Here is a 25,780-nt window from a genome sequence, read left to right as displayed (position 1 = left end):
GATGTCAGAGTACCTTAGCCCTCTTCATCAGGCATACGGCGTATTTGCTGGTTCTGGCGTAGACGCACCCGTAGCGGCACATTATGGTGACCCCATTAGAGAGCAACGACGTATCAGCTTAGGCGCTGAACGCCATGTCATTGCTGATTATTCTCATCTTGGGGTAGTTACCGTTGGTGGGTCTGACCGGCATCGTTGGCTTAGTTCTCTCTCTTCACAAGAGCTTTCGGGGTTGTCTGCTCACCATAGTACCGAGTTGCTATTACTTAGCCCACAAGGGCGTATTGAGTATGCCCCGTATGTTCTTGAAGATGGGGAGAAACTCTGGCTAATATGCGAACCACAACAGAATCAGCCATTGAGCGAGTACCTCAACTCTATGAAATTTATGCTTGATGTGACGGTTTCTGATGTCAGCGAAGACTATGCGGTGCTGTGTTCTTGGGATGACCCTCGTACGAATATTCAGGTGCCGGAGGCTCTCTCGAAAGCTCCGTGTTGGGAAGACCCTTGGCATAGTGTTTGTGCGGGGGGAGTCAGTTACACCGAAATAGATGCACAAGAGCATCCTGCCTGTGACTACCAACGTTTCATGTCTATTATCCCTCGTGAAGAACTCCTAGATATTGCTAGTGCTTGCGAGCTTGTAGGCATGTGGGCTGCTGAAGCGTTGCGTATTGAAGCGTGGAGACCTCGATATGCAACGGAAGTCGATCATAAGAGTATTCCTCATGAGCTAGATTATCTGCGAAGTGCAGTGCATCTTTCTAAAGGCTGTTACAAAGGTCAAGAAACGGTTGCTCGTGTACATAACCTCGGGCACCCTCCTCGACGTTTGGTTTTTCTTGACTTAGATGGTTCTGAACATACTCTGCCAACTGTTGGCGCTGGCGTGTATTTCAACACTCGGAAAGTAGGGGTTATCACTTCTGTCGCTCAGCATTGGGAAGCGGGGCCTATTGCGCTAGCTGTTATTAAACGCTCTGTGGATCCTCAAGCTCCGTTGCGTGTTGTTGATGAGTTGGAGGGTGCTGGCGAAGTTCATTATGCAGCGGCTCAGACTGTCATCGTCTCTGCTGATGCAGGGCAGGCTGTTGGGCGCCAAGAACGCCGCCAGTTCTTACGTCGTGAAGAATAAACTTTGGTGATACGACTGAGGGCTTTGGGTGTGTTACTTGTGGTAATACACCCAAAGCCCTCAGCTTTTATGAGGTGGTTTTATTCTTTAGCGTCCAAAGAGAACTTTAGCTTCATCCCAGCGTTCTTGCGGAACAGTTTTTAGTCCGTCGAGTGCTACTGAGAGGTCTACACGGTTAATGTCGGTGCCTTGGAGAGCTACCATTTTGCCCCAGTCTTTGTCATGAACCATATCAATAACTGCCATACCAAGACGAGTTGCCAGAACGCGGTCAAAACCGGTGGGTGCTCCACCGCGCTGGATGTGACCAAGAATGGTGTTGCGGGTTTCAATTCCGGTGATACGTTCGAGTTCTTGGGTGACGTATTCTCCGATACCTCCGAGACGGGGACGGCCGTCTTTTTCGAGGCCTTTATTGTGCAGTACTTCATCGAACCCTTCAGGGATGAAGCCCTCTGCGACAACAACCAAGGGGGAGCGTCCGCGTTCGTGAACTTCGCTGACCCACTTTGCAACTTGTTCCATCGAAACTTTTTGTTCGGGGATCAGGACGGCGTGAGCGCCTGCAGACATACCAGAATGTAGCGCAATCCAGCCAACGTGACGCCCCATCACCTCTGCAACCATGCAACGGTGGTGAGATTCGCCGGTGGTGCGTAGACGGTCCATTGCATCGGTTGCGATAGATACTGCGGTGTCGAATCCGAAGGTGTAGTCCGTTGCTTGGAGGTCATTATCAATTGTTTTGGGAACACCAACAACAGGTAGTCCTGCATCTGCTAGGCGTTTAGCGCCGGCGAGGGTTCCTTCACCGCCGATGGCGACGATAGCGTCGATGTGGTTGCGTTCCATCATGATTTCGATGTTTTCGGGTCCGCCGTGTGGTCCGTCAAACGGGTTGGTGCGGGAGGTTCCGAGAATTGTTCCGCCTTGGCGTGCTAGACCGCGTACCTTGGTACGGGGGAGATCCATATAATCTCCTTCGACAACGCCACGCCAGCCGTCGCGGAATCCAACGAACTCGTGTCCGTATGTTTTGATTCCGTTAAGTACAGCGCCGCGAATGACGGCGTTGAGTCCTGGGCAGTCGCCACCGGAGGTGAGTAGACCAATTTTCATAACGTGCGTCTCCTAAAGTCCCACAACGTAAAGTTGGGTTTTTATGTTTTTTGCTTCTGCGTCACCTTGAATTCGTGTGTGTTTTACCTAAAGTAAAACCTGAAAAATCAAGAGTTTCTACGGAAACCTATCCTTCAATCTATTGTAATGAATTTGGTGTTATGTGGGTAGTTGTGGGAGTTGTTGGTGTGTCTGAATCAGGTGATATACCCCATCAACCACAAATACCTACACCGCAGTAGCTAAAAGCTTTTGAATACGGCCCAAACCTTCGGCTAAATCATCATCTCCTAGCGCGTACGATAAGCGTAGATAACCGGAAGGACCAAAGGCTTCACCCGGTACAACAGCTACTTCTGCCTGATCTAAAATTACTTCTGCAAGAGTTGCTGAGCTGTCAATACTGACCCCTCCGATGCTCTTGCCGAAGAGCCCGCGAACATCTGCATAAGCGTAAAAGGCACCTTGAGGAGTTGGGCAGAAAACACCATCAATAGCATTAAGACCTGCAACCATGACCTTTCGTCTACGGTCAAAGGCTTCGTGCATAGAATGCACTGCATCAAGAGGGCCCGAAACAGCGCAAAGTGCAGCCTGTTGTGCAATGTTATTGACGTTAGAGCTCAAGTGAGATTGTAGGTTCGTTGCCGCTTTAACAACGTCGGCAGGGCCGTAAAGCCAACCAACACGCCAACCCGTCATCGCATAGGTTTTTGCAACACCATTGAGAATAATGGCGTAGTCGGCCAGCTCTGGAACAGCTTTGAGGATAGAAGTTGCTTGAACGCCGTCATAGGTGAGGTGCTCATAAATTTCGTCAGAGATAACAAAAATCTTTTTCGACAATGCCCATTCTCCAATGGCTTTTGTCTCTTCAGGGGTGTATACCGAGCCGGTAGGGTTTGACGGAGAAACAAAGATAAGGGCTTTCGTGGCAGGAGTATAAGCTGCTTCGAGCATCTCTACATTGACTTTGTAGTCTTGATGCGAGTCAGCAAAAACTTCGATGGGATTTCCTCCAGCAAGACGAATAGCTTCTGGATACGTTGTCCAATAGGGGGCTGGTAAGAGGACGTCATCCCCGTCTCCGATAACGGTTGCAAAAGCCTCGTAGACTGCTTGCTTGCCGCCGTTGGTGACAACAACTTGAGAAGCCTCAATATCAACGCCTGAATCACGTCGTGTTTTTTTGACGATAGCTTCTTTGAGTGCTGGCAGGCCGGGCGTTGGGCTATACCGAAAATTCTGTGGATTTTTGAGTGCTTGCGCTGCTGCCTCAACGATGTAATCGGGGGTGGGAAAGTCTGGCTCTCCTGCAGCAAATCCAATGACTGGTCTACCCTGTGCGATAAGAGCTTTTGCTTTGGAATCAACAGCCAAAGTTGCAGAAGGGGCAATAGCTCCAATACGGGGGGAAATACGTTGGGTAGTCATGGTCGAGACCTGCTTTCTGTACCGCAATTCTTAACGGCACTTTGCTTGAAAAATATGCTCGTATCACCATGCTAAACAATCTTCGGGTGCCGTGACGAGAGCCTATCGAGATAAACTCTAAGAAAAACAGATGTTTTACAGTGCAATAATGGTTTTTTGGACGCTAAAAGCACTTATTTGAACGTGAAATATGCAATAAAAAGTGTTGCTGGAATTGCCAAAGACAAAATAATCCCTTACAGTAGTCTTTGTTGTTCGCAACCGAACGATACCGTGCTGTCTGAAATGTCTATGACTTTCAACGCAGTGCATGAACGAAAGTTCAAAGGGTGGTGGCTCAATTGGTAGAGCAGCGGTCTCCAAAACCGCAGGTTGCAGGTTCGAGTCCTGTCCGCCCTGCAATAGCTCCGTAAAGAATTCAATAAAAAGGCGTTAATCTAGACGTTTTTTGAGATGGACCTAAGCAGAAAGGGGCGGGCCTGCCATGGCTGAAACTGCCACTAACGGAACCGCCGCCACTCAAGAGGACGGCGTAACAAAACGTCGCGGAATCTTCGCGCGTATCTTCCAATTTATTCGTGAAGTAATTAGCGAACTTAAAAAAGTTACGACTCCCACTCGTAAAGAGCTCGTCAACTACGTCATTATTGTTTTGGGCTTCGTTACTTTCATGATTCTTCTCATCTTCGGTCTTGATTATCTATTTGGTCAGGCTGCGTTCTGGATTTTCGGAAACGGAACAATTAAGTAAACTTTTAAGAATCTGCAACTAATAGAGCCAGATAAGTTCAAGAGAAAGTAGGAGAACCGTGTCCGAGCAGGAACTTGCACACGAAGCGCAGGAAGCTGTTGAGGTTTCTGAGCAGGCTACCGCTGATGACGCGCAGGTCGAGGCAGAAGACGCTCTAGACGTTAACGCCTCAGAAGAAGAAACCCTCGAAGCCTCAGAAGAAACTTCTGAGGAAGAATCTGCTGTTGACTCTGAGCCAGCGGTTGACCCTCTAGAGGCTTTTAAATCTCAATTGCGTCGTCAAGAAGGCGACTGGTTTGTCGTTCATACTTATGCTGGTTTTGAGAACAAGGTTAAAGGCAACCTCGAATCTCGTGCGCAGACTTTGAACATGGAAGATTACATCTTTGAAGTACAAGTTCCTATGGAAGAAGTCAAAGAATATAAAAACACTGTCGAAAAAATTGTTCGCCGTGTTCGTATTCCCGGTTACGTTCTTGTGCGCATGGAACTAACCGATGAGTCATGGGGTCTTGTTCGCCACACTCCCGGTGTTACCGGATTTGTCGGCTCTGACGCCTACAACCCTGTTCCACTACGTTTGAACGAAGTCATCGATATGTTGGCTCCGGTATTTGTTGAAGAACAGGCGAAGGCTGGCAACATTGAACCTCCTCAGCCTCAAATTGAGGTTGATTACGAAGTCGGAGAAACCGTCAATGTTAAAGACGGCCCATTCGTGGGGTACCCAGCAACCATTTCTGAGATTAAGCCAGAATCTTCTTCATTGGTTCTTCTCATCTCTGTCTTCGAACGTGAGACTCCTGTAACGGTATCTTTCTCGCAGGTTGAGAAAGTCTAAAACCATCTTGAGTTTTTGATAAAGCTCTCACGATGGGGTGTTCTGTACGTGTGTATGGAACACCCCATCTTTTTATAAAAGCTTTGGGTGTAAGAAATAGGCTTTATTCTTTGTGTTGAATGAGACACTATATTTTGAGCCTTTTTCTTGGTAAATATCTCATAACCCGTTAGAATGGTGGTTTGTATGCGCGCGTTTACGCTTGCGCCTACGCATATCGACGGTCGCGCCACGACTGTCACCCGCCAGCGTCACGCTCCTGTGCGTTGGTTCAACAGCTAAGAAAAGGACCTAACATTGGCTCCCAAGAAGAAGGTCGCAGGCCTCATTAAGCTGCAAATTCAGGCTGGTGCCGCTAACCCGGCTCCTCCCGTTGGCCCTGCATTGGGTCAGCACGGTGTTAACATCATGGAATTCTGCAAGGCATACAATGCTGCAACCGAATCCATGCGTGGAAACATCGTTCCTGTAGAAATCACCGTATACGAAGACCGTTCATTCACCTTCGTGACCAAAACCCCTCCAGCTTCTGGTTTGATTAAGAAAGCTGCTGGCGTTGCTAAAGGCTCCGGTGTTCCTCACACCAACAAAGTTGGTTCCATTACCGAAGCTCAGGTTCGCGAAATTGCGGAAACCAAGATGGTTGACCTCAACGCAAATGATATCGATGCAGCAGCAAAGATTATCGCGGGCACTGCACGCTCCATGGGTATTGAAGTTAAGTAACTTCACCGCCTAAATAACCCAAAATAATTTTTGGTTTTTGAAAGTATTTATCACCCGTAAGGGTATGTGGCAGAGTCGAGCGCGACTCAAAAAGACCACAACTGCATAAGGAGAAAAGCAGATGGCAAAGCGCAGCAAAGCGTATCAGGCAGCTGTAGCCAAAATTGAAGAGGGCAAGCTCTACACCGCCGCTGAGGCAATTGAGCTTGTTAAAGACATCTCTTCTGAAAAAGCACATTCAACCGTTGAGGTTGCAATGCGTCTTTCCGTAGATCCCCGTAAGGCAGACCAGATGGTACGCGGTACCGTCAACTTGCCAAACGGCACCGGTAAGACCGCTCGCGTTGTTGTTATCGCCGCTGGCGATAAAGCAGCAGCTGCAGAAGCAGCAGGAGCAGACTTCGTTGGTTCTGACGAACTCATCGCAAAAATTGCTGGCGGATGGACTGACTTCGACGCAGCAGTTGCTACCCCTGACATGATGGGCAAAGTTGGTCGCTTGGGTAAGATTCTTGGCCCTCGCAACCTCATGCCTAACCCCAAGACCGGCACCGTAACCATGGATGTTGCAAAGGCTGTTAACGACATCAAGGGCGGAAAGATTGACTTCCGCGTTGATCGTAACGCAAACTTGCACTTCATTATCGGTAAAGCTTCTTTCACCGCTGAACAGCTCACCCAGAACTTTGAGGCAGCTCTTGAAGAAATTCACCGTTTGAAGCCTTCCTCTGCAAAGGGCCGTTACATCTCCAAGGTAACTGTTGCTCCTACATGGGGCCCTGGTGTACAGATTGACCCTTCCGTGGTTGCTATCTAAGGACTTCATAAATATTTTCTATAACAAGAAAGTATTCTTCGTTGGCTCGTACCAATATCGGTGCGGGCCAACGTCGTTTAAGAGAAATCCACTCATTTAAGTGACTCCTATCCCATGTGAGTAGTAGAGGTTGCGCAGAGTGTGGCAGATGTGGTTTGATAGAAGAACCAAAGACCGCCGGTCTGATTTTTGACACGCTTAAGGCTCGTCAAAATGATAAGAGTTCTCTAAGAACCGCCAGCGTAGGTGAACGAATATTATCTATAGTTCTCATATGCTCATAGAATATGAGTATGTCAAAACTTTAGGTATACCTCGTCGCTTACGCGTCGAGGTTATTTTTTTGCCTCAAGGCATCTTAGACGCTTTACCGGTGACCAAGAATCGGAAGGAATACCATGGCGACACAGGAAAAGGTTTCTGCTGTTTCCGAGCTGAAGGCACGCTTCGAACGCTCAAACGCAGTCATCCTCACTGAGTACCGCGGTCTCACCGTTGCACAGCTCAAGCAGCTTCGTCGTGCACTCGGTGCTGAGACTGAATATGCTGTGGTGAAGAATACCCTTGCTGCTATTGCAGCTAAGGAAGCTGGAATCGACGCATTCGAAGGCCAGCTTGCAGGTCCTAGCGCAATTGCTTTCATCGACGGTGAAATCATTGACGCTGCAAAGGCACTGCGTGACTTCGCCAAAGAAAACCCCCAGCTTGTGGTCAAGAGCGGCTACTACGAAGGTGAAGCTCTCGACGCTGCTGGTGTTGACAAATTCGCAAGCCTTGAATCTCGCGAGGTTCTCCTTGCAAAGGTTGCAGGTGGCGCAAAGGGTGCTCTCGCAAAGATTGCACGCACTGTAGACGCACTACGCATCAAGCTAGAAGAGCAAGAAGGAGCAGAAGCATAATCTTCAACGATTATGTTTTAGCATCCGTTCAACTAGTTCGCTCATCTAGCGATGAGCAACCCCAAAGATTTCATATGTAGACAAAAGCTCTACACCTGATCATAAGAAGGAGCCAAAATCATGGCTAAGCTTTCCATTGAAGAACTCATTGAAGCTTTCAAGGAACTCTCCCTCGTAGAGGTTTCCGAATTCGTTAAGGCATTCGAGGAAGAATTCGACGTTACCGCAGCAGCTCCTGTTGCAGTAGCTGGTGTAGCTGGCGGCGAAGCTGCAGCTGACGAAAAAGACGAATTCGACGTAGTTCTCGAATCCGCTGGCGACAAGAAGATCGCAGTTATTAAGGAAGTTCGTGCCCTTACCTCCCTCGGTTTGAAGGAAGCTAAGGACCTCGTTGATTCCGCTCCTAAGGCTGTTCTCGAAGGCGCTTCCAAGGAAGACGCTGAAAAGGCTAAGGAACAGCTCGAAGGCGCAGGCGCAACCGTTACCCTTAAGTAATCGGTTCTTGACAAGAGTCTTTGTAACACTGGGCAGTATCGCTTTGGCGGTACTGCCCAGTGGCGTTTTAAGATACCTGTCACAACACGAACTAAAGACGGCTATTCTACGAGCAACTCATCCCTTTTGGTATATAGAATGTCGGTAAAGATACATGAGGGGAAAACCGGATATGTCAGAAAAAAACCGCCATTTTACTGTCCGCGAAGCAACAGAAGCTGACTATGCAGGCGCTATCGAAGCACTGACAAACGCTTTTGAACATGACCCCGTCATGAGTCACGCCATGGGTGGAACTCATCAAGGAGCCAAAATACGTGAGCTCTTTGAATTCCAGATTCGTAACACCTACGCTTCTAAAGGCAAAATAGACATCGCCGTCGATGAAAATGACACAATCCTTGGGGCAGCACTCTGGCTCAGCCCTGAAGGGCAAAAAGGTAACCTGCTGGCAGACCTGCGTGCCCTACCTCAATATACGAAACTCTTAGGGCGTTCACTCTTTAGTGCCGTCATCACCGAAATCAAACTTTTACGTGCTCGACCAGCTTTTGACCACTGGTATCTTTACACTATCGGTGTTCACGAATCTGCTCGTTCTTGCGGAGTAGGTAGCGCACTTCTCGACTATCGGCTAGCGCGCACTGGCAGGTGCGGGTCTTATCTTGAAGCTTCAACCTACCGTAGCGCTTCTCTCTACCGTCGACATGGCTTCACCGAACTCGGCGCTTTTAAAGGTGGTAAACCGGCTGTTGGCATGTGGCACCCAGCGCCGGTGAGCCTCATCGACGAACATCTTCCCACTTCATCAACTAAATAGTCATTCTTGACAGATGAGAAGAAGCGTTCCCCTCGCCATGACATAAGGTGCCTAATACAAGAACACGGCCAGAAAAACATATATTTTTTGGATGTGATGTGGCAGACTTTTAACAAATATATATGCTGTTATGCGCAGCGGGAGAGACCACCAAAATACCCAATACGGTGGCGCCGAAGGAGCAAATCCTCCCCAGGAAACTCTCAGGCACAAAGTACCGCTGAGCCAGGCAACTCTGAAGAGGAGAAAACACGATTCTCCACCGAAGGGGCAAATCTATGCTGATGAACCCAACCGTCATCAGTACAGACTAAAACTCTCAGGTCAGAAACAGAGCGGGGAGGTCTTAGCGCACTCTCACCTTTGAGGTGCTATCAGACCAGGAGAATATCCCATGCTATTTATTGACCGTCACCTAGGGCCACGAGCTGAAGACCTCCGCGCCATGCTGAGCACCATCGGCTACGACTCACTCTCAGCACTTATTGCAGACGTCGTACCAGCAAATATTCGGATGGAGCAAGAACTCAACCTCCCCGAACCCCTCAGCGAAGAACAAGCCCACAAAAAACTTCGAGAATACGCATCTCACAACATTCTCAAAACTCAGATGATTGGTGCCGGTTATTACGATAGCGTCACCCCTGCCGTACTACGTCGAAATATCCTCGAAAACCCCGGCTGGTACACCAGCTACACCCCCTACCAACCTGAAATCTCTCAAGGCCGTTTAGAAGCACTACTTAACTTCCAAAATACGGTCATGGAACTGACCGGACTAGACATTGCCAACGCCTCACTCTTGGACGAAGCAACTGCTACAGCAGAAGCCGTCGTGATGATGCACCGCGCAAACCGCAAAGTTAAAAACGGTTTCTTCGCCATCGACTCCCGATGCCTACCCCAAACTCTTTCCGTCGTTCGTGGACGTGTCGAAGCTCTCGATATTCCCATGGTCGTAACCGACTTCTCCGACGGGCTTCCAGAAGGCGACCTTTACGGTATCGTTCTCGCATACCCCAGCCATGATGGACACATCCGAGACATTAAAGAGCTCATCGACCAAGCCCACCAACGACAAGCGCTCGTCACCGTAACCGCAGATTTACTAGCTCTAACACTCTTACGTTCACCCGGTGAACTTGGTGCAGATATCTGCGTCGGTAACAGCCAACGCTTTGGCTTACCATTCTTCTTTGGCGGACCCCATGCAGCTTTCATGGCAACCCGTAAAGGCATGGAACGAACTTTACCGGGGCGTCTGGTCGGAGTATCACAAGATACCGCCGGAAAACCCGCCTATCGTCTTGCGCTACAAACTCGTGAACAGCACATCCGCCGTGAAAAAGCCACCAGTAACATTTGTACTGCACAGGCTCTACTCGCCATTGTCGCTGGAGCTTACGCTCTCTATCACGGGCCAGAGGGACTCCGCGAGATTGCTCGTCGTCTGCACCGCAACGCTTCACGTGTTGCCCAGAGCCTGAGCGCAACTGGACTCAAACTCGTGCATCAAGACTTCTTCGATACTGTCGCCTTCGACGCACCATCACGTGCTGACGAACTCGTTGCTGCTGCACTTGAAGCCGGCATCAACATTCGTAAAATCAACAGTGACCGTATCAGCATCTCCATCGGCGAATCTCATGATGAAGACACTCTACGGAACCTTGTGGAAGCACTCGGCGGAACTCTCGTAGAAGAGAGCGCAGAAGAACAATACCCCATGCCTGCTGAACTGCTACGCGATGACGATTACATGCAGCATCCGGTGTTCCACAGTTACCGTTCAGAAACTGCCATGATGCGTTATCTTCGTAAGCTTTCTGACAAAGATCTTGCTCTGGACCGCACCATGATTCCTCTGGGCTCTTGCACCATGAAACTTAACTCTGCTGCTGAGATGGAGCCTATCTCTTGGCCAGAATTTGCTGGTATTCACCCACTTGTACCAGCTGAACAAGCTCAAGGCTGGTTAGAACTCATCGAGGAGCTCTCTGCATGGCTCATCGAAATTACCGGATACGATGCTCTGTCCATGCAACCAAACTCTGGTGCATCTGGAGAATACGCAGGGCTACGCGCCATTCGTTCTTACCACCAAGCGCGTGGAGAAGAACAACGCAACGTCGTCCTGATCCCGTTATCTGCCCATGGCACTAACGCTGCTTCTGCTGCTCTGGCTGGACTTTCTGTTGCTGGTGTAGCTACGGCAGAAGATGGCTCTATCGATGTGGCGGACCTCCGCGCCAAAATTGAAAAATATGGTGACACTATCGCCGCAATGATGATTACCTACCCGTCAACTCATGGTGTATTTGAAGAACAAGTTGTTGAAGTCTGCCAGCTTGTTCACGAAGCCGGCGGACAAGTGTACGTGGACGGTGCAAACCTTAACGCGCAGATGGGCCTATCCCAACCCGGACGATTCGGGGGAGACGTATCACATCTGAACCTTCACAAAACTTTCGCTATTCCTCACGGAGGAGGAGGTCCCGGTGTCGGCCCTATCGGTGTGAGAGAACACCTCGCACCCTACTTGCCCACAAACGCCTACCACAACGATAAAGAATCTTCGCCCTTACCGATTTCTCAAGCGATGTACGGTTCTGCGGGGGTACTTCCCATCTCGTGGATGTATATTGCCATGAGTGGTGCTCAAGGGCTTCGTTCCAGCTCCGAAACTGCCATCGTTAACGCAAACTATATTGCTAAAAAACTGGGGGATAAGTATCCGGTACTGTACACCGGAGACCATGGTTTGGTCGCACATGAATGCATTCTTGACGTGCGTGAGCTAACCGCGGCTAGTGGCGTCACTGCCGAAGATATCTGTAAACGCCTGATGGACTACGGATTCCATGCACCGACCTTGGCGTTCCCCGTACCTGGCACATTGATGGTTGAACCAACGGAATCTGAAGACCTTCAAGAACTTGATCGTTTTATCGACGCCATGAGCTGTATCTACGATGAGATTCAGCATGTCATCAGCGGAAAAGTGAGTGTCGAAGAATCACTTTTGCGCAATGCTCCACATACGGTTGATGTCGTTACTGCAGATACCTGGGATCGGGCGTACTCTCGTTCTGAAGCTGCTTATCCGGTGTCTTCTTTGCGCCATCAAAAATACTTCCCCTCGGTTGGGCGTATTGATGGTGCTGGCGGCGACCGTAATCTTATCTGCCAGTGCCCACCTATGGAAGCTTTTGAGATGGAATCATCTGCTTCTGAAACACACTAACTGAGTTAATCGGCTCAAAATATGTCTGAGGTGGGGTAAATAATGATGTTTGCCCCACCTCTGAACCCCATCTGTTAAGAAAGTATGTGTAAGACATGAGTAAGAAAACCCCACTACACGAAGAACACCTCGCATTAGGCGCCACCTTCACCGATTTTGGTGGTTGGGATATGCCCGTAAAATACACCAATGACGTTCAGGAGCACCATGCTGTACGTCAACGTGCTGGTCTCTTTGACCTCTCTCATATGGGTGAGTTTCGTGTGAGCGGTCCGGACGCTGCCGCATTTTTAGACTATGCCCTCGTCTCGAATATGAGTATTCTCAAAGTTGGTAAAGCCAAATATTCGATTCTGGTCAACGAAGATGGCGGGGTAATTGACGACCTGATTACCTATCGTCTAGCTGAGGACGAATTTCTTGTAGTACCTAACGCTTCTAACGTAGAGATTGATTATCAGACGTTGCAAGAGCGTACGGCAGAGTTTGACGTAAAACTAGTCAACGAATCTGAAGATACTGCTTTAATTGCTGTTCAAGGCCCACGGGCTGAAGATATTATTTTGGCCATGGAGCCGAGTGCCCCTCAAACGGTACGTGAGCTGAAATATTATGCTGCAACACCGCTGAATCTTTCTGGCCTCTCAGTACTCTTAGCTCGTACCGGATACACCGGAGAAGACGGCTTTGAAATCTACATACCGGCACATCAAGCCGGTGATCTATGGTCGGCTGCTATGAACGCTGGCAAGGACTTTGACATGATTCCTGCTGGTTTGGCAGCACGCGACTCTTTGCGCTTAGAAGCTGGTATGCCTTTGTATGGTCATGAGCTGGGTCTAGATATCACTCCGTACGAGTCTGGTCTAGGGCGTCTAGTTGATATTGCGCTAGAGAAAAAGAGCAGTGACTTTGTAGGGCGTCAGGCGTTGAGTGTGCTATCTCAAACCGTGCCTCAGCGTTCTCTCGTTGGGCTTAAAGCACAGCAAAAGCGCCCTGCCCGTGCTGATTCTCAACTGATGGATGGCGAGAAGAACATCGGATATGTTACCTCAGGTATTCCTTCACCTACGTTGGGATACCCGATTGCGATGGCTCTAGTGGAGAGCTCGTATGCCGCGGAAGGAAACACTATTGATGTTGATATTCGTGGTAAACGAGCACCATTTGATGTGGTTGCTGTTCCGTTTTATCGCCGATAATATGTGGGTTCACCTTCATAAGCGGATAAAAGTTTCTTGGTAGAGACTCTTATCTTGTAGAACTGTAGAGGCTTGATTTGCGTATTCCCACTCCATCCTGTGTGATGGAACGTTCATCAAGCTTTTACAGTTTCCTCTTATTATCCCCCGTAAGAGGTTGATATTTTAGCGCAGTTAAACGCTAAAAATGCATAGAAAAAGGAAAGCACACAGGATGAACATTAGTGATGAACAGATACAAGCTGAATCATTAAACTACGATATCTCTGTCTTTGAATTATTTTCGATTGGTATCGGGCCTTCCTCTTCCCACACGGTAGGTCCGATGAGAGCAGCAAACCGTTTTATTGCAGAGCTCATTGATACGGGAAAACTTCAGAACGTGTCACGCATACATGTGGATCTTTATGGTTCGTTAGCAGCAACTGGAGCCGGACACGGTACGATGAGCGCCATCATTAAAGGTTGTGCAGGTTTTGTTCCGGAGACCATTAACATTGCCCAAGCTGAACGAGTGATGGCAGATAACCAACGTGATGGTATTTTGCCGTTAGCAGGTTTTCCCTCTAGCTCTTATCAAGACGGTGCACCTGATGCCGGTGAGGCATTATGTGTTGGTCCGGTTGTGAACTATCGTGAATCTGATATGACGCTGCGTCCGTTGACTGTTTTAGCGAGGCATACAAACGGCGTTAAAATTGCAGCTTATGATACTTCCGGTCTTCTCCTTGAACGCACCTATTTTTCTATTGGTGGAGGATTCATTGTCGAGGAGAACGAAACTTTAGATGATTCTTCAGGACTTAACGAAGCACCCTATCCTTTTGGTTCAGGTGAAGAACTTGTGTCTTTGGCAAATAAGGCAGGGCTATCTATCGCTCAGCTGAAGATGCGTAATGAGCTTTCAGCTCGTTCTGAACAGGAGATTCGTCAGGGGATTCTCGCTATCCATCGGGTGATGAAAGAGTGTATTGGTTCTTCATTATCTCGTATGGGGTATTTGCCGGGGGAGCTTAAAGTACGTTGTCGTGCAGCAGCGTGGCACCGTGATTTGTTAGCAGAAGACCCTCAAAAGAGCCCTGAGTTTGCTATTGATTGGGTGAATTTGATGGCTTTGGCCGTGAACGAAGAGAACGCATTTGGTGGCAGGGTAGTGACTGCTCCGACGAATGGCGCTTCGGGTATTATTCCGGCTGTTTTGCACTATGCGTTGAACTATCTTCCGGGGGTTCGTACATGCGGTGTCGCTAAACGTGAACAGCTTATTGTTGACTTCTTCTTATGTGCTTCTGCTATTGGTGCTTTGTATAAAAAACGGGCTTCTATCTCTGGGGCTGAGGTGGGGTGCCAGGGAGAGGTTGGTACGGCTTCTTCTATGGCTGCTGCGGGGTTGGCTCAGGTGATGGGCGGTAGTAATGAACAGATTGAGAACGCTGCAGAGATTGCCATGGAACATAATCTTGGTCTGACATGTGACCCTGTAGGTGGGTTGGTGCAGATACCGTGTATTGAGCGTAATGCGATGGCGGCGGCGAAGGCTATTAATGCTGCACGTATGGCGCTTCGTGGAGACGGTGAACATCGGGTGTCTTTGGACCAAGTTATTGAAACAATGCGTCAGACTGGTGAAGATATGAGCCACCGGTATAAAGAGACATCGATGGGTGGTTTAGCTGTTAACGTTGTAGAGTGTTAGGTACACCATAAAAAAGAAAAGTTGCATATTTTCCGTGATGGTTGTATGGACTTTAGTTTTTTCTTGCTGTATTGTGAATACTTACGCTATCCATAACCTTTCTGCCTTCATATAGCGGTGGGCATGGGTGAAACAGAGCAAAAACAAGTATTTCGTTCCCAAAAGTTCCCAACACCCGAAGCCTTATGCACGTCGTGCGTTGCGGTTCTTTTCCACGGTTTTACTATGTTTTCTGGGACAGCGAATATGAAACAGACAGGTCTGTGGAAGGATCCAACTTGGTCGCCTCGAGCACCTCTAATAACGAAGCCGCTAACGGCACAGTGAACCGTTTAGGTACACCAAGCCGAATTTCATTCGCAAAGATTTCTGAGCCCCTGCAGGTTCCTGACTTGCTTGCTCTGCAAACTAACAGCTTTGATGCCCTCATCGGTAACGAACGCTGGGCGCAACGCGTAGCAGAAGCAGCAGAAACGGGCGATACCTCAGTACAACCCGTCTCTGGGCTTGCTGAAATCTTTGACGAAATTTCTCCGATTGAAGATTTCCAAGGAACGATGTCTCTATCGTTCTCCGAACCTGAATTTGCTGAACCAAAGTACAGCATGGAACAGTGCAAGGATCGCGACGCGACCTACTCTGCTCCGTTGTACGTTAAAGCAGAATTCATGAACAACAACACTGGCGAGATTAAACAGCAGACCGTGTTCATGGGTGATTTCCCGCTCATGACCGATTCTGGTACGTTCGTCATCAACGGTACTGAGCGTGTCGTTGTATCTCAGCTGGTTCGCTCTCCTGGCGCATACTTTGAGAAGTCCGTAGACCGTACTTCCGATAAAGATATCTACACAGCAAAAATCATCCCTTCCCGTGGTGCATGGTTTGAGCTTGAAATCGATAAGCGTGACCAAGTCGGCGTACGTCTTGACCGTAAGCGCAAGCAGTCTGTTACTGTGCTCCTCAAAGCTCTTGGCTGGAGCGAAGCAAAAATTCTTGAAGAATTTGGTGAATTTGACGCTATTCGCGCAACCCTAGAAAAAGACACCGTACAGACTCGTGACGAAGCTCTACTCGATATTTACCGTAAACTTCGCCCAGGTGAACCTCCAACGGTTGATGCTGCCCAGAACCTTCTGGACAACATGTACTTCACACCAAAACGCTACGACCTTGCAAAGGTTGGCCGTTACAAGGTAAACCGCAAACTCGGTGTTGAAACTCCTCTTACTGACCCATCAGCTATGGTGCTCAGCCAAGATGACATTGCAGCGATGATTCGCTATCTCGTCACCTTGCACGCTGGCGGTAAGACCATTTCTGGTGTACGTGACGGAAAGCCCGTAGAAATCCGTGTTGATACTGACGATATCGACCACTTTGGTAACCGTCGTATCCGCGCTGTTGGCGAATTGATTGAAAACCAGATTCGTACCGGTCTTTCCCGTATGGAACGAGTTGTTCGCGAACGCATGACAACTCAGGACGTTGAGGCGATTACTCCTCAGACCCTGATTAACATCCGTCCCGTGGTAGCTTCCATTAAAGAGTTCTTCGGAACCTCTCAGCTGTCACAGTTCATGGACCAGAACAACCCTCTAGCAGGTTTGACACACAAGCGTCGTCTTTCTGCGCTAGGCCCTGGCGGTCTTTCACGTGACCGTGCAGGTATGGAAGTTCGAGACGTCCACCCCTCACACTACGGACGTATGTGCCCCATCGAAACCCCTGAAGGCCCCAACATTGGTCTAATCGGTTCTTTGGCAACATACGGACGTATTAACCCCTTCGGTTTCATCGAAACTCCTTACCGCCGCGTTATCAACGGTCAGGTTACCAATGAGGTTGAATACCTCACTGCAGATGATGAAAAAGGCACCACCATCGCTCAGGCAAATGCGCCTTTGACCGAAGACTTGCGCTTCGCTGAACCTACCGTTCTATGCCGTGCTGGCGACGGTTCTGGTGAAGCTGTGCTCGTAGATGCAACAGACGTTGAATACATGGACGTTTCACCACGTCAGATGGTTTCTGTTGCAACCGCTTTGATTCCTTATCTCGAACACGACGACGCAAACCGTGCGTTGATGGGTGCAAACATGCAGCGTCAGGCTGTTCCGTTGCTCGTCTCCGAAGCGCCTGTCGTTGGTACCGGCATGGAACGCTACGCAGCAATCGACTCTGGAGATTCTGTCCTAGCACGTAAAGCCGGTGTCGTATCTGAGGTTTCTGCAGACCTTGTCATTGTTCGCAACGACGACGGTACAACATCCTCATACCCCATCTCTAAGTTCAAGCGTTCAAACCCCGGTAACTGCTATAACCACCGTGTTATTGTTCGTGCCGGAGACCGTGTTGAAGCTCAGGGACTTATCGCTGACGGTCCTTCTACCGATAACGGCGAATTGGCGTTGGGTAAGAACCTCCTCGTGGCATACATGTCTTGGGAAGGCTTCAACTTTGAGGACGGTATCATCCTGTCCCAGCGTATGATCTCTGATGACGTGCTGACCTCAATTCACATTGAAGAACACGAAATTGACGCACGTGACACCAAGCTCGGTGCAGAAGAAATTACTCGCGACATCCCCAACGTCTCTGAGGAAGTTCTTTCCGCACTTGACGAGCGCGGTATTATTCACATCGGTGCTGAGGTTGAATCTGGCGATATTCTCGTTGGTAAAGTGACCCCTAAGGGCGAAACTGAACTAACACCCGAAGAGCGACTTCTCCGTGCAATCTTCGGTGAGAAATCTCGTGAAGTTCGTGACACCTCTTTGAAGGTTCCTCACGGTGAATCAGGTACCGTTATCGCTGTTCGTACCTTTGACCGAGACAGCAGCACTGATGACGACGACGCACTACCTTCAGGTGTTAATCAGCTGGTACGTGTTTACGTCGCTCAAAAGCGCAAGATTACTGTGGGTGATAAGCTCGCAGGTCGTCACGGTAACAAGGGTGTTATTACAAAGATTCTTCCCGTTGAAGATATGCCCTTCATGGAAGACGGTACCCCTATCGACGTTATCTTGAATCCCTTGGGTGTTCCTGGTCGTATGAACATCGGTCAGGTTCTTGAGGTTCACACCGGTTGGTTGGCGAAACAAGGTTGGAAGATTGAAGGCAACCCATCATGGTTGAAGAACCTTCCAAACTTCCCGAAGGAAAGTGGCCCCACTAAGGTCTCCACCCCCGTGTTCGACGGTGCAGACGAAGTTGAGCTCTTTGACTTGTTGGATCACTCCAACCCGAACCGTGACGGTGAACGTCTGATCAACCGTAGTGGTAAAGCAAACCTCTATGACGGTCGTTCTGGTGAACGCTTCCCCGAACCCGTTTCGGTGGGCTACCAGTACATCTTGAAACTTCACCACTTGGTGGACGATAAGATTCACGCACGTTCAACTGGTCCGTACTCCATGATTACTCAGCAGCCGCTCGGTGGTAAAGCACAGTTCGGTGGTCAGCGTTTTGGTGAGATGGAAGTGTGGGCGCTTGAAGCATACGGCGCCGCATACACCCTTCAGGAAATCTTGACCATTAAGTCTGACGACGTTCACGGTCGTGTGAAGGTCTATGAGGCAATCGTCAAGGGCGAGAACATTCCAGAACCTGGTGTTCCTGAATCCTTCAAGGTGCTCATTAAAGAAATGCAGTCCCTCTGCCTGAACGTTGAAGTCCTTTCAACTGACGGTAAGACCATTGAAATGCGCGATGCTGAAGACGAAGGCTTCCGTGCAGCAGATGATCTAGGTATCGACCTATCTCATGCAGAGCCTAACTCTGTGGAAGAGGTCTAGCCCCTTCACGAGGTAGATATACCTGTTCATCATTTCTACGAAAATTAGTCTTCACAACTACTGAAAAGAGATAAGGACCAAATGTCCAACGAATCTTCACTCGGTTTGATGCGTATTGGCCTGGCCACCGCTGATGATATCCGCAGCTGGTCTTATGGTGAGGTCAAGAAGCCCGAAACCATTAACTACCGAACCCTAAAGCCCGAAAAAGAGGGTCTTTTCGACGAGCGTATTTTCGGTCCTACCAGGGACTGGGAATGCTACTGTGGCAAATACAAGCGCGTACGCTTTAAGGGCATTATCTGTGAACGCTGTGGCGTTGAGGTAACCCGCGCAAAGGTTCGCCGTGAACGTATGGGTCACATTCAGCTTGCTGCTCCGGTGACTCACATCTGGTACTTCAAGGGTGTTCCTTCACGCCTTGGTTACCTGCTTGATCTTGCTCCTAAAGATCTTGAAAAGATTATCTACTTTGCCGCGTACATGATTACCTCTGTGGATGAGGAAGGACGTCACGACGACCTTCCAAACCTTGAGGCAGCGTTCGAACGTGATAAGAAAGCTTTGGAAGCTCAACGTGATGCAGATATTAATCTCATCGCTCGTGAGACTGAAGAAGAACTTGCGCGCATTGAAGCTGAAGGTGGAAAAGCAGCAGAGAAGCGTAAACTTCGCGACCAAGCAGAACGTCAGATGGCATCTGTTCGTAAAAATGCTGATCGTGAAATCGAGTTTGAGCAAAAAGTTTGGGATCGTTTCAAGTCTTTGAAGGTTGCTGACCTTGAAGGTGATGAAGCGCTCTACCGTGCCATGGTTGATAAGTACGGTATGTACTTTGAAGGTTCCATGGGCGCTGAGGCTATTCGTTCCCGCCTAGAATCTTTCGACCTCGAAGCAGAAGCTGAAGCTCTCAAAGAGATTATTCAGACTGGTAAGGGTCAGCGTAAGACTCGTGCATTGAAGCGTCTAAAAGTTGTTAACTCCTTCTTGAGCACCACTAACTCACCTTTGGGTATGGTTCTTGAAGTTGTTCCTGTGATTCCTCCAGAATTGCGTCCTATGGTGCAGCTCGACGGTGGACGCTTTGCAACCTCCGACCTCAACGACCTCTACCGTCGTGTGATTAACCGTAACAACCGTCTCAAGCGTCTACTTGAGTTGGGTGCACCCGAAATCATCGTTAATAACGAAAAGCGTATGCTTCAAGAAGCAGTTGATTCGCTCTTCGATAACGGTCGTCGTGGTCGCCCTGTTACTGGTCCTGGTAACCGTCCGTTGAAGTCCCTTTCTGACATGCTCAAGGGTAAGCAGGGTCGTTTCCGTCAGAACCTCTTGGGTAAGCGTGTTGATTACTCTGGTCGTTCTGTTATCGTCGGTGGCCCTCAGCTTTCAATGCATCAGTGTGGTCTTCCAAAGCAGATGGCATTGGAGCTGTTCAAGCCCTTCGTGATGAAGCGTCTGGTAGACCTCAACCATGCGCAGAACATCAAGTCTGCTAAGCGCATGGTAGAGCGTTCTCGTTCTCAGGTCTGGGATGTTCTTGAAGAAGTGATTGCTGAGCATCCTGTGCTCTTGAACCGTGCACCTACTCTGCACCGTCTGGGTATTCAGGCGTTCGAACCTCAGCTTGTTGAAGGTAAAGCCATTCAGCTTCACCCTCTTGTATGCTCTGCGTTTAACGCTGACTTCGACGGCGACCAGATGGCAGTTCACTTGCCTCTATCTCCTGAAGCTCAGGCTGAAGCACGTATTTTGATGCTTTCATCCAACAACATTTTGAAGCCTTCAGACGGTCGTCCGGTAGCTGTTCCTGACCAGGATATGGTGATTGGTCTATTCCACTTGACCACACCTCAAGAAGACGCAACCGGCGAAGGTCGTATCTTCTCTTCCTTGGCAGAAGCTATTATGGCGATGGACTTAGGTCAGATTGCTATTAACGCTAAGGTCAAAATCCACTTTGACTCCTTCATCGCTCCAGAAGGTTTTGAAACTCCTGAAGGCTTTGAACAAGGTGGAAGCATTCTTCTTGAATGCACCGTCGGTCAAGTAATCTTCAACCAGACTCTTCCTGCTGACTACCCTTGGTATGGGGAAATTGCAGATAAGAAGCACCTTGGTTCTTTGATTAATGACCTCGCTGAGAAATACCCAATGAATGTCGTAGCTCAGACTCTTGATCAGCTCAAGAACACTGGTTTCTACTACGCTTCTCGCTCTGGTGTGACCGTTGCTATCTCAGATATTGCGGCACCTAAAGATAAGCCTGCCATTATGGAAGGCTATGAGAAGAAAGCTGAAAAGATTCAGCAGGACTTCGACCTGGGTCTTACCGGCGATAACGAGCGTCGTACCGAGCTGATTAAGATCTGGACTCAGGCAACAGATGAAGTTTCTGAAGCCATGAAACAGAACCTTGCAAACCTGAACACCACCATTAACCGTATGGTGACCTCTGGTGCTCGTGGTAACTGGATGCAGGTTCGCCAGATTGCGGGTATCCGTGGTCTCGTGTCGAACCCGAAGGGTGAGATTATGCCTCGCCCCATTAAGTCTTCATATCGTGAGGGCCTGTCCGTTCTCGAATACTTCATCGCGACTCACGGTGCTCGTAAGGGTCTTGCTGATACTGCGTTGCGTACGGCAAACTCCGGTTACCTGACTCGTCGTTTGGTGGACGTCTCTCAGGACGTTATTGTTCGTGAAGATGACTGTGGTACACGCCAAGGTCTAGACCTTCCATTGATCGATACTAAAGACGGTTCCTTGCACCAACAGGTCGAGACTGCTATCCATGGACGTTCTTTGGCAGTAGATGTCAAGGACGAATCTGGAGAGGTTCTTGCCGCTGCTGGTGCTGACGTATCTGATATCGTCATCAACAAGCTTTTCAAAGCTGGAATTGAACAGGTCAAGGTTCGTTCCGTATTGACCTGCCAATCTGCTGTTGGTGTCTGTGCCTTGTGCTACGGCCGTTCTATGGCTTCTGGTAACTTGGTAGACATCGGCGAAGCTGTTGGTATTATTGCGGCACAGTCTATTGGTGAACCTGGTACTCAGCTGACCATGCGTACCTTCCACACCGGTGGTGTCGCAACCGCAGGCGATATTACTCAGGGTCTACCTCGTATTCAGGAGCTCTTCGAAGCACGTACTCCTAAGGGCGTTGCACCTATTTCTGAGGTTAGCGGTCGTGTCTCTATGGAAGATACCGATAAGGCTTTGAAGGTTGTGATTACTCCTGATAACGGTGACGAACCTGTAGCTTATCCCGTTCTTCGTCGTTCTCGTCTGCTCGTGGCTGAGGGTGAACACGTTGAGATTGGTGATCAGCTGGTTGTAGGTGCCATCGATCCTAAGGAAGTACTACGTATTCGTGGTCCTCGTCATGCTCGTAAGCATCTTGTTGACGAGGTTCAGGACGTATACCGTTCTCAGGGTGTAGGTATTCACGATAAGCACGTTGAGGTGATTGTTCGCCAGATGCTTCGTCGTGTGACCGTTATTGACTCTGGTGAAACTGATCTTCTCCCCGGTGAGCTCGTAGAGAACCTTGCCTTCCAGGCGGCGAACCGTAAGGCCGTAGCTGAGGGTAAGCGTCCTGCTTCTGCTCGTCCTGAAATGATGGGTATTACGAAGGCGTCCTTGGCGACTGAATCGTGGCTTTCTGCTGCGTCCTTCCAGGAGACGACTCGAGTTCTTACTCAGGCTGCTATGGAACGTAAAGAAGATCCATTGGTCGGTCTTAAAGAGAACGTCATCATTGGTAAGCTCATCCCTGCTGGTACAGGTTTGGCTCGCTACAACGATATTGAAGTTGAGCCTACTGACGAAGCACGTGAACAGCTTTTCCAAGTCTCTGCAAGCGGTTTCAACGATTTCAGCTATGCAGCTGAGAACGAAGGTTCTATTTCTGCAGAGTTCCAGGCTATTCCTTTGGATGATTACGACTTCGGTAAATAATCTTCTCAAGGAGGCTTATTAGCCTAATGAAGCCAGAGGGGTTTCTTCTCGTATTGACGAGGAGAAACCCCTCCGGTGTTTTAAATAGATCTTCGAGAGATAAATCATAAGTAGGGTGTTTATGGGGCTGATATGCGTTGATATGTTGTGAAGGCTGAGGGCGTATTAATTTTTTGAAGATTGTGCAGAGTGTTTTCATAGGGGATGCTCTAAACTATTGCTTGCTGACCTTAGGTGTAGGCCAGTATTCACTCACATCGCTAACGTTAATTTTCTTTTAGGGGTTATTGTGTTATCTTCGCGCGCCGTTTCTCGGCTTCGTCGCACGTGTTCATTGGCTGTAGGTACGGCTTTGGCTTGTGCGTCCTTATCTGTAGTAGAACCAGCTCAGGCGCATCCTGGCTACTGGTATTCTCCGTACTATCAGTCTCAAAATTTTTCGGCTAGCCCGTATCTTATTGGTGCTGGTGTTGGCGACGTTACGGGTGAACCAGCTGAGGTTGGTTTCATGGGCTATGGTGATGGTCATCAGCTTGGTTCTGGTGTGATGAGCCGTTCGTATGCTCGTGCATTTGAGATTCAAGATCGTAATACTGGTGAGCGCAACCTGATGGTGGTGTTAGATCAGCTCTCAGCGTTCCAGAGCGTGCGTGATGAGGTGATTCGTCGTGTGCAACGCCAATATGGTGACGCTTATGGTGAGTCAAATATTATGATTACGGCAAATCATACTCACGCGACTCCTGGTGGTATTACCAAATATGGTTTGTACAACGTCACGACGAGCGGGTGGCACGAGGATACCTTCAACGCGACTGTTGAAGGCATTATGGACGCCATTGACGCGGCACACCGTGACTTAGCGCCAGGGAATCTTACCGTTTCTCATTCTCAGCTGACCGGTGTTGGTGTTAACCGTTCTATGGTTGCCTTACGTAACAACCCCCAGCAATTACAGGACAAACTTATTGATGGGGTAGATCCTACGACGGTTACGTTGCGTTTAGAACGTGATGGAAAAACTCGCGCACTGATTAACTGGTTTGCTATTCACCCTACGTCGTTGCCGACCACTAATACTCTTATCTCTTCTGACAATAAAGGGTATGCCCAGTGGCTTTTAGAGAATCAAGATCATGGTGTTGACCATTATTCTGGTGCAGGTGATGGCTTTATTGCAGCTTTTGCCAATAGCAATGCTGGAGATGTCTCGCCCAATACGTGGCTTCGCCCTGGTAAGGGACCAACTGATAATCCTTTCCAGAACATGAAGATTCAGGGTACTAAACAGGCTGATGCTGTTCGTGATCAGCTTCGGAGCCAAGGAGAACCTGTTGGGCAGGGACTTGGCTCTGCGGTGAAGTACTTTGACTTTAGTAATATGACGGTGGACGCTCAATATACTGGAACCGGTAAAGCCGAGCGTACCTGCCGTGCTTCTTTAGGGGAGTCCTTTGGGTCTGGTTCTGAGGAAGACGGCGGCGGTGGCCTCCCTATTTTTGGTGAGGGCGTTGGTACTAATAAATTCTTTTATGCAATGAGCCGTGCTGCTTATAACGTCTCTGCTGATTTGAAAGCATGCCAGTACCCTAAGGACCATTTGCTTGCAGTGGGTCTAGCTAACGCCGTTCAGGAGAAACTTCCTGTTCAGGTGATGCGTTTTGGTGACTACTATGTTCTGGGGTTGCCAGGAGAATACACGGGTGCTGTTGGCGTGCAGTATCGTCAGGATATGGCAAAGCTTTTTGGTGTTGATGAGTCTCATATTATTTTGCAAGGTTACACCAATGCTTATAACCATTATGTGACAACCCCTGAAGAATATGATTTACAGCAGTATGAGGGCGGTTCTACGATTTTTGGTCGTTATGAAGCGCCAGCTTTCCGTCAGAGTCTGCATGAGGTAGGTTCTGCCTTGCATCGTGGGGAGTCTTTAGATTTGGGGGATAAGCCTCAGACTCCTTATGCGGCAAAGAGCTCTAAGGGCAAGGTACTGTACGATACGCCTGGTGCTGGTAAGCGCTACGGACAGCAACTGCGTGCTCCTCAGAGCACGTGGCGTGGTGGTAGTGTCTCTGCTGAGTTCGTTGGTGCTCACCCGAATAACAGCGTACGTAAACAGGGCAGTTATCTTGAGATTCAGCGCTGGAATGGACGTGCTTGGGAATATGTTGCAAGCGATAACGATCCGAATACTCGTTTCCAGTGGAAACGTCATTGGGCATCTCAGTCTCGTGTGACGATTAGCTGGGATGTTCCTTCGACTGCTGTTTCTGGTACATACCGTATTTTGTACTATGGACATTCCAAGAACGGTTGGGGGCAGGTTTCTGCGTTTACGGGAACAAGCTCTGAGTTTAGGGTCTATTAAGACCTAAGGTATCCGAGGGGTATCGCATTATATGGTGGGGGCCTTGCTGGTTTATTTCTGGCAAGGCCCTTGAGTTTTAAGGATTAACTGGGTTAAGTGAGGTAAATCTCTGAGGTTTAGGGTAAACAATAGGGAATTACCGAGAATCTAGGTAGATTAAGGGCTCTAGAGCCGATATAGTTTGATACGAAGTACTTAGCCTCAGTGCCTCTAATGCTTGTTTGAAGCATTTATATCGGCGCATTCCAGCGTTGAACGGCAGAGCTAATGTGGGCTTCGAATTAATGGCAGTATGGATACAGTCCTTTGGTATTGATTTAAGTTTTTTTAATCTGATACCTAAATGCCATTTTTACGCATGCCCAGATAAAATTTTGTTGCACGCGCTGAACTAAGTTACCGTTATTGTGTATCGCAGGATACTCAGTACATTTGCTTCAATAACTCATGCATCATGCAGAACT

General features: G+C 48.9%; 16 protein-coding genes, 1 tRNA gene and 2 riboswitches. Of the genes, 15 read left to right on the top strand and 2 right to left on the bottom strand.

The window, feature by feature from the left end:
• Nucleotide 1 precedes the first annotated feature (1 nt).
• Nucleotides 2–1,138 (top strand): YgfZ/GcvT domain-containing protein, encoded by a 1,137-nt coding sequence (locus ACN081_RS04530; protein ID WP_419107070.1) that lies wholly within the window; start codon nt 2–4, stop codon nt 1,136–1,138.
• An 87-nt stretch (nt 1,139–1,225) separates the two neighbouring features.
• Here ACN081_RS04530 and ACN081_RS04525 read toward each other — a convergent pair whose 3' ends face one another.
• Together ACN081_RS04525 and ACN081_RS04520 are read right to left on the bottom strand one after the other, a co-directional pair.
• A complete protein-coding gene (locus ACN081_RS04525) occupies nt 1,226–2,257 on the bottom strand; it encodes a 6-phosphofructokinase (RefSeq protein WP_419102945.1) in 1,032 nt (343 codons plus the stop codon).
• A 228-nt stretch (nt 2,258–2,485) separates the two neighbouring features.
• On the bottom strand, nt 2,486–3,691 hold the full coding sequence (locus tag ACN081_RS04520; protein ID WP_419107069.1) for a pyridoxal phosphate-dependent aminotransferase: 1,206 nt from the start codon (nt 3,689–3,691) through the stop codon (nt 2,486–2,488).
• A gap of 326 nt (nt 3,692–4,017) precedes the next feature.
• On the opposite strand from ACN081_RS04520, the gene ACN081_RS04515 reads away from it, so the two are divergent.
• From ACN081_RS04515 to ACN081_RS04450, 14 genes are all read left to right on the top strand, one after another.
• Nucleotides 4,018–4,090 (top strand) — tRNA-Trp (locus tag ACN081_RS04515).
• 85 nt (nt 4,091–4,175) lie between these two features.
• Nucleotides 4,176–4,442, top strand: a complete 267-nt coding sequence (secE, locus tag ACN081_RS04510) for a preprotein translocase subunit SecE (protein WP_419100898.1) — start codon at nt 4,176–4,178, stop codon at nt 4,440–4,442.
• Nucleotides 4,443–4,500: 58 nt separating this feature from the next.
• Nucleotides 4,501–5,283: a transcription termination/antitermination protein NusG gene (gene nusG, locus ACN081_RS04505; protein ID WP_419102943.1), complete on the top strand. Its 783-nt coding sequence runs from the start codon at nt 4,501–4,503 to the stop codon at nt 5,281–5,283.
• Between the two features lie 297 nt (nt 5,284–5,580).
• On the top strand, nt 5,581–6,009 hold the full coding sequence (gene rplK / locus ACN081_RS04500; RefSeq protein ID WP_419100896.1) for a 50S ribosomal protein L11: 429 nt from the start codon (nt 5,581–5,583) through the stop codon (nt 6,007–6,009).
• Nucleotides 6,010–6,130: 121 nt separating this feature from the next.
• Nucleotides 6,131–6,826: a 50S ribosomal protein L1 gene (gene rplA, locus ACN081_RS04495; protein ID WP_419100895.1), complete on the top strand. Its 696-nt coding sequence runs from the start codon at nt 6,131–6,133 to the stop codon at nt 6,824–6,826.
• A gap of 398 nt (nt 6,827–7,224) precedes the next feature.
• Entirely contained in the window at nt 7,225–7,725 is a 501-nt protein-coding gene (rplJ, locus tag ACN081_RS04490; RefSeq protein WP_419100894.1) for a 50S ribosomal protein L10, read from the top strand.
• Nucleotides 7,726–7,845: 120 nt separating this feature from the next.
• Entirely contained in the window at nt 7,846–8,220 is a 375-nt protein-coding gene (gene rplL / locus ACN081_RS04485; RefSeq protein ID WP_419100893.1) for a 50S ribosomal protein L7/L12, read from the top strand.
• Nucleotides 8,221–8,392: 172 nt separating this feature from the next.
• Nucleotides 8,393–9,040 carry an N-acetyltransferase family protein gene (locus ACN081_RS04480; protein ID WP_419107068.1) on the top strand — a complete coding sequence of 216 codons (648 nt, stop codon included), beginning with the start codon at nt 8,393–8,395 and terminating at the stop codon, nt 9,038–9,040.
• 128 nt (nt 9,041–9,168) lie between these two features.
• Nucleotides 9,169–9,270: riboswitch (glycine riboswitch) on the top strand.
• Nucleotides 9,271–9,384, top strand: a riboswitch (glycine riboswitch). It abuts the riboswitch before it with no gap.
• A 50-nt stretch (nt 9,385–9,434) separates the two neighbouring features.
• On the top strand, nt 9,435–12,284 hold the full coding sequence (gene gcvP / locus ACN081_RS04475; RefSeq protein ID WP_419107067.1) for an aminomethyl-transferring glycine dehydrogenase: 2,850 nt from the start codon (nt 9,435–9,437) through the stop codon (nt 12,282–12,284).
• A gap of 95 nt (nt 12,285–12,379) precedes the next feature.
• A complete protein-coding gene (gene gcvT / locus ACN081_RS04470; RefSeq protein ID WP_419102940.1) occupies nt 12,380–13,486 on the top strand; it encodes a glycine cleavage system aminomethyltransferase GcvT in 1,107 nt (368 codons plus the stop codon).
• Between the two features lie 214 nt (nt 13,487–13,700).
• Nucleotides 13,701–15,182, top strand: a complete 1,482-nt coding sequence (locus tag ACN081_RS04465; protein WP_419107066.1) for an L-serine ammonia-lyase — start codon at nt 13,701–13,703, stop codon at nt 15,180–15,182.
• A 278-nt stretch (nt 15,183–15,460) separates the two neighbouring features.
• Complete coding sequence (gene rpoB / locus ACN081_RS04460; protein ID WP_419102961.1) at nt 15,461–18,982, top strand: DNA-directed RNA polymerase subunit beta; 3,522 nt, start codon at nt 15,461–15,463, stop codon at nt 18,980–18,982.
• Nucleotides 18,983–19,063: 81 nt separating this feature from the next.
• On the top strand, nt 19,064–22,945 hold the full coding sequence (locus tag ACN081_RS04455) for a DNA-directed RNA polymerase subunit beta' (protein ID WP_419102938.1): 3,882 nt from the start codon (nt 19,064–19,066) through the stop codon (nt 22,943–22,945).
• 289 nt (nt 22,946–23,234) lie between these two features.
• On the top strand, nt 23,235–25,316 hold the full coding sequence (locus ACN081_RS04450; protein WP_419102937.1) for a neutral/alkaline non-lysosomal ceramidase N-terminal domain-containing protein: 2,082 nt from the start codon (nt 23,235–23,237) through the stop codon (nt 25,314–25,316).
• Nucleotides 25,317–25,780 lie beyond the last annotated feature (464 nt).

This window comes from Rothia sp. P13129 (assembly GCF_048512865.1).
In the GTDB taxonomy this organism is placed as follows: domain Bacteria; phylum Actinomycetota; class Actinomycetes; order Actinomycetales; family Micrococcaceae; genus Rothia.
Note: the sequence above shows the minus strand (reverse complement) of the source record. Positions and strands in the feature narration are given on the sequence as shown.

Bases quoted from the DNA above. Each gene is read 5' to 3' on its own strand.
- ACN081_RS04530 (WP_419107070.1), top strand. From the start codon at position 2: ATGTCAGAGTACCTTAGCCCTCTTCATCAGGCATACGGCGTATTTGCT.
- ACN081_RS04525 (WP_419102945.1), bottom strand. From the start codon at position 2,257: ATGAAAATTGGTCTACTCACCTCCGGTGGCGACTGCCCAGGACTCAAC.
- ACN081_RS04520 (WP_419107069.1), bottom strand. From the start codon at position 3,691: ATGACTACCCAACGTATTTCCCCCCGTATTGGAGCTATTGCCCCTTCT.
- secE (WP_419100898.1), top strand. From the start codon at position 4,176: ATGGCTGAAACTGCCACTAACGGAACCGCCGCCACTCAAGAGGACGGC.
- rplA (WP_419100895.1), top strand. From the start codon at position 6,131: ATGGCAAAGCGCAGCAAAGCGTATCAGGCAGCTGTAGCCAAAATTGAA.
- rplJ (WP_419100894.1), top strand. From the start codon at position 7,225: ATGGCGACACAGGAAAAGGTTTCTGCTGTTTCCGAGCTGAAGGCACGC.
- rplL (WP_419100893.1), top strand. From the start codon at position 7,846: ATGGCTAAGCTTTCCATTGAAGAACTCATTGAAGCTTTCAAGGAACTC.
- ACN081_RS04480 (WP_419107068.1), top strand. From the start codon at position 8,393: ATGTCAGAAAAAAACCGCCATTTTACTGTCCGCGAAGCAACAGAAGCT.
- gcvP (WP_419107067.1), top strand. From the start codon at position 9,435: ATGCTATTTATTGACCGTCACCTAGGGCCACGAGCTGAAGACCTCCGC.
- gcvT (WP_419102940.1), top strand. From the start codon at position 12,380: ATGAGTAAGAAAACCCCACTACACGAAGAACACCTCGCATTAGGCGCC.
- ACN081_RS04465 (WP_419107066.1), top strand. From the start codon at position 13,701: ATGAACATTAGTGATGAACAGATACAAGCTGAATCATTAAACTACGAT.
- ACN081_RS04455 (WP_419102938.1), top strand. From the start codon at position 19,064: ATGTCCAACGAATCTTCACTCGGTTTGATGCGTATTGGCCTGGCCACC.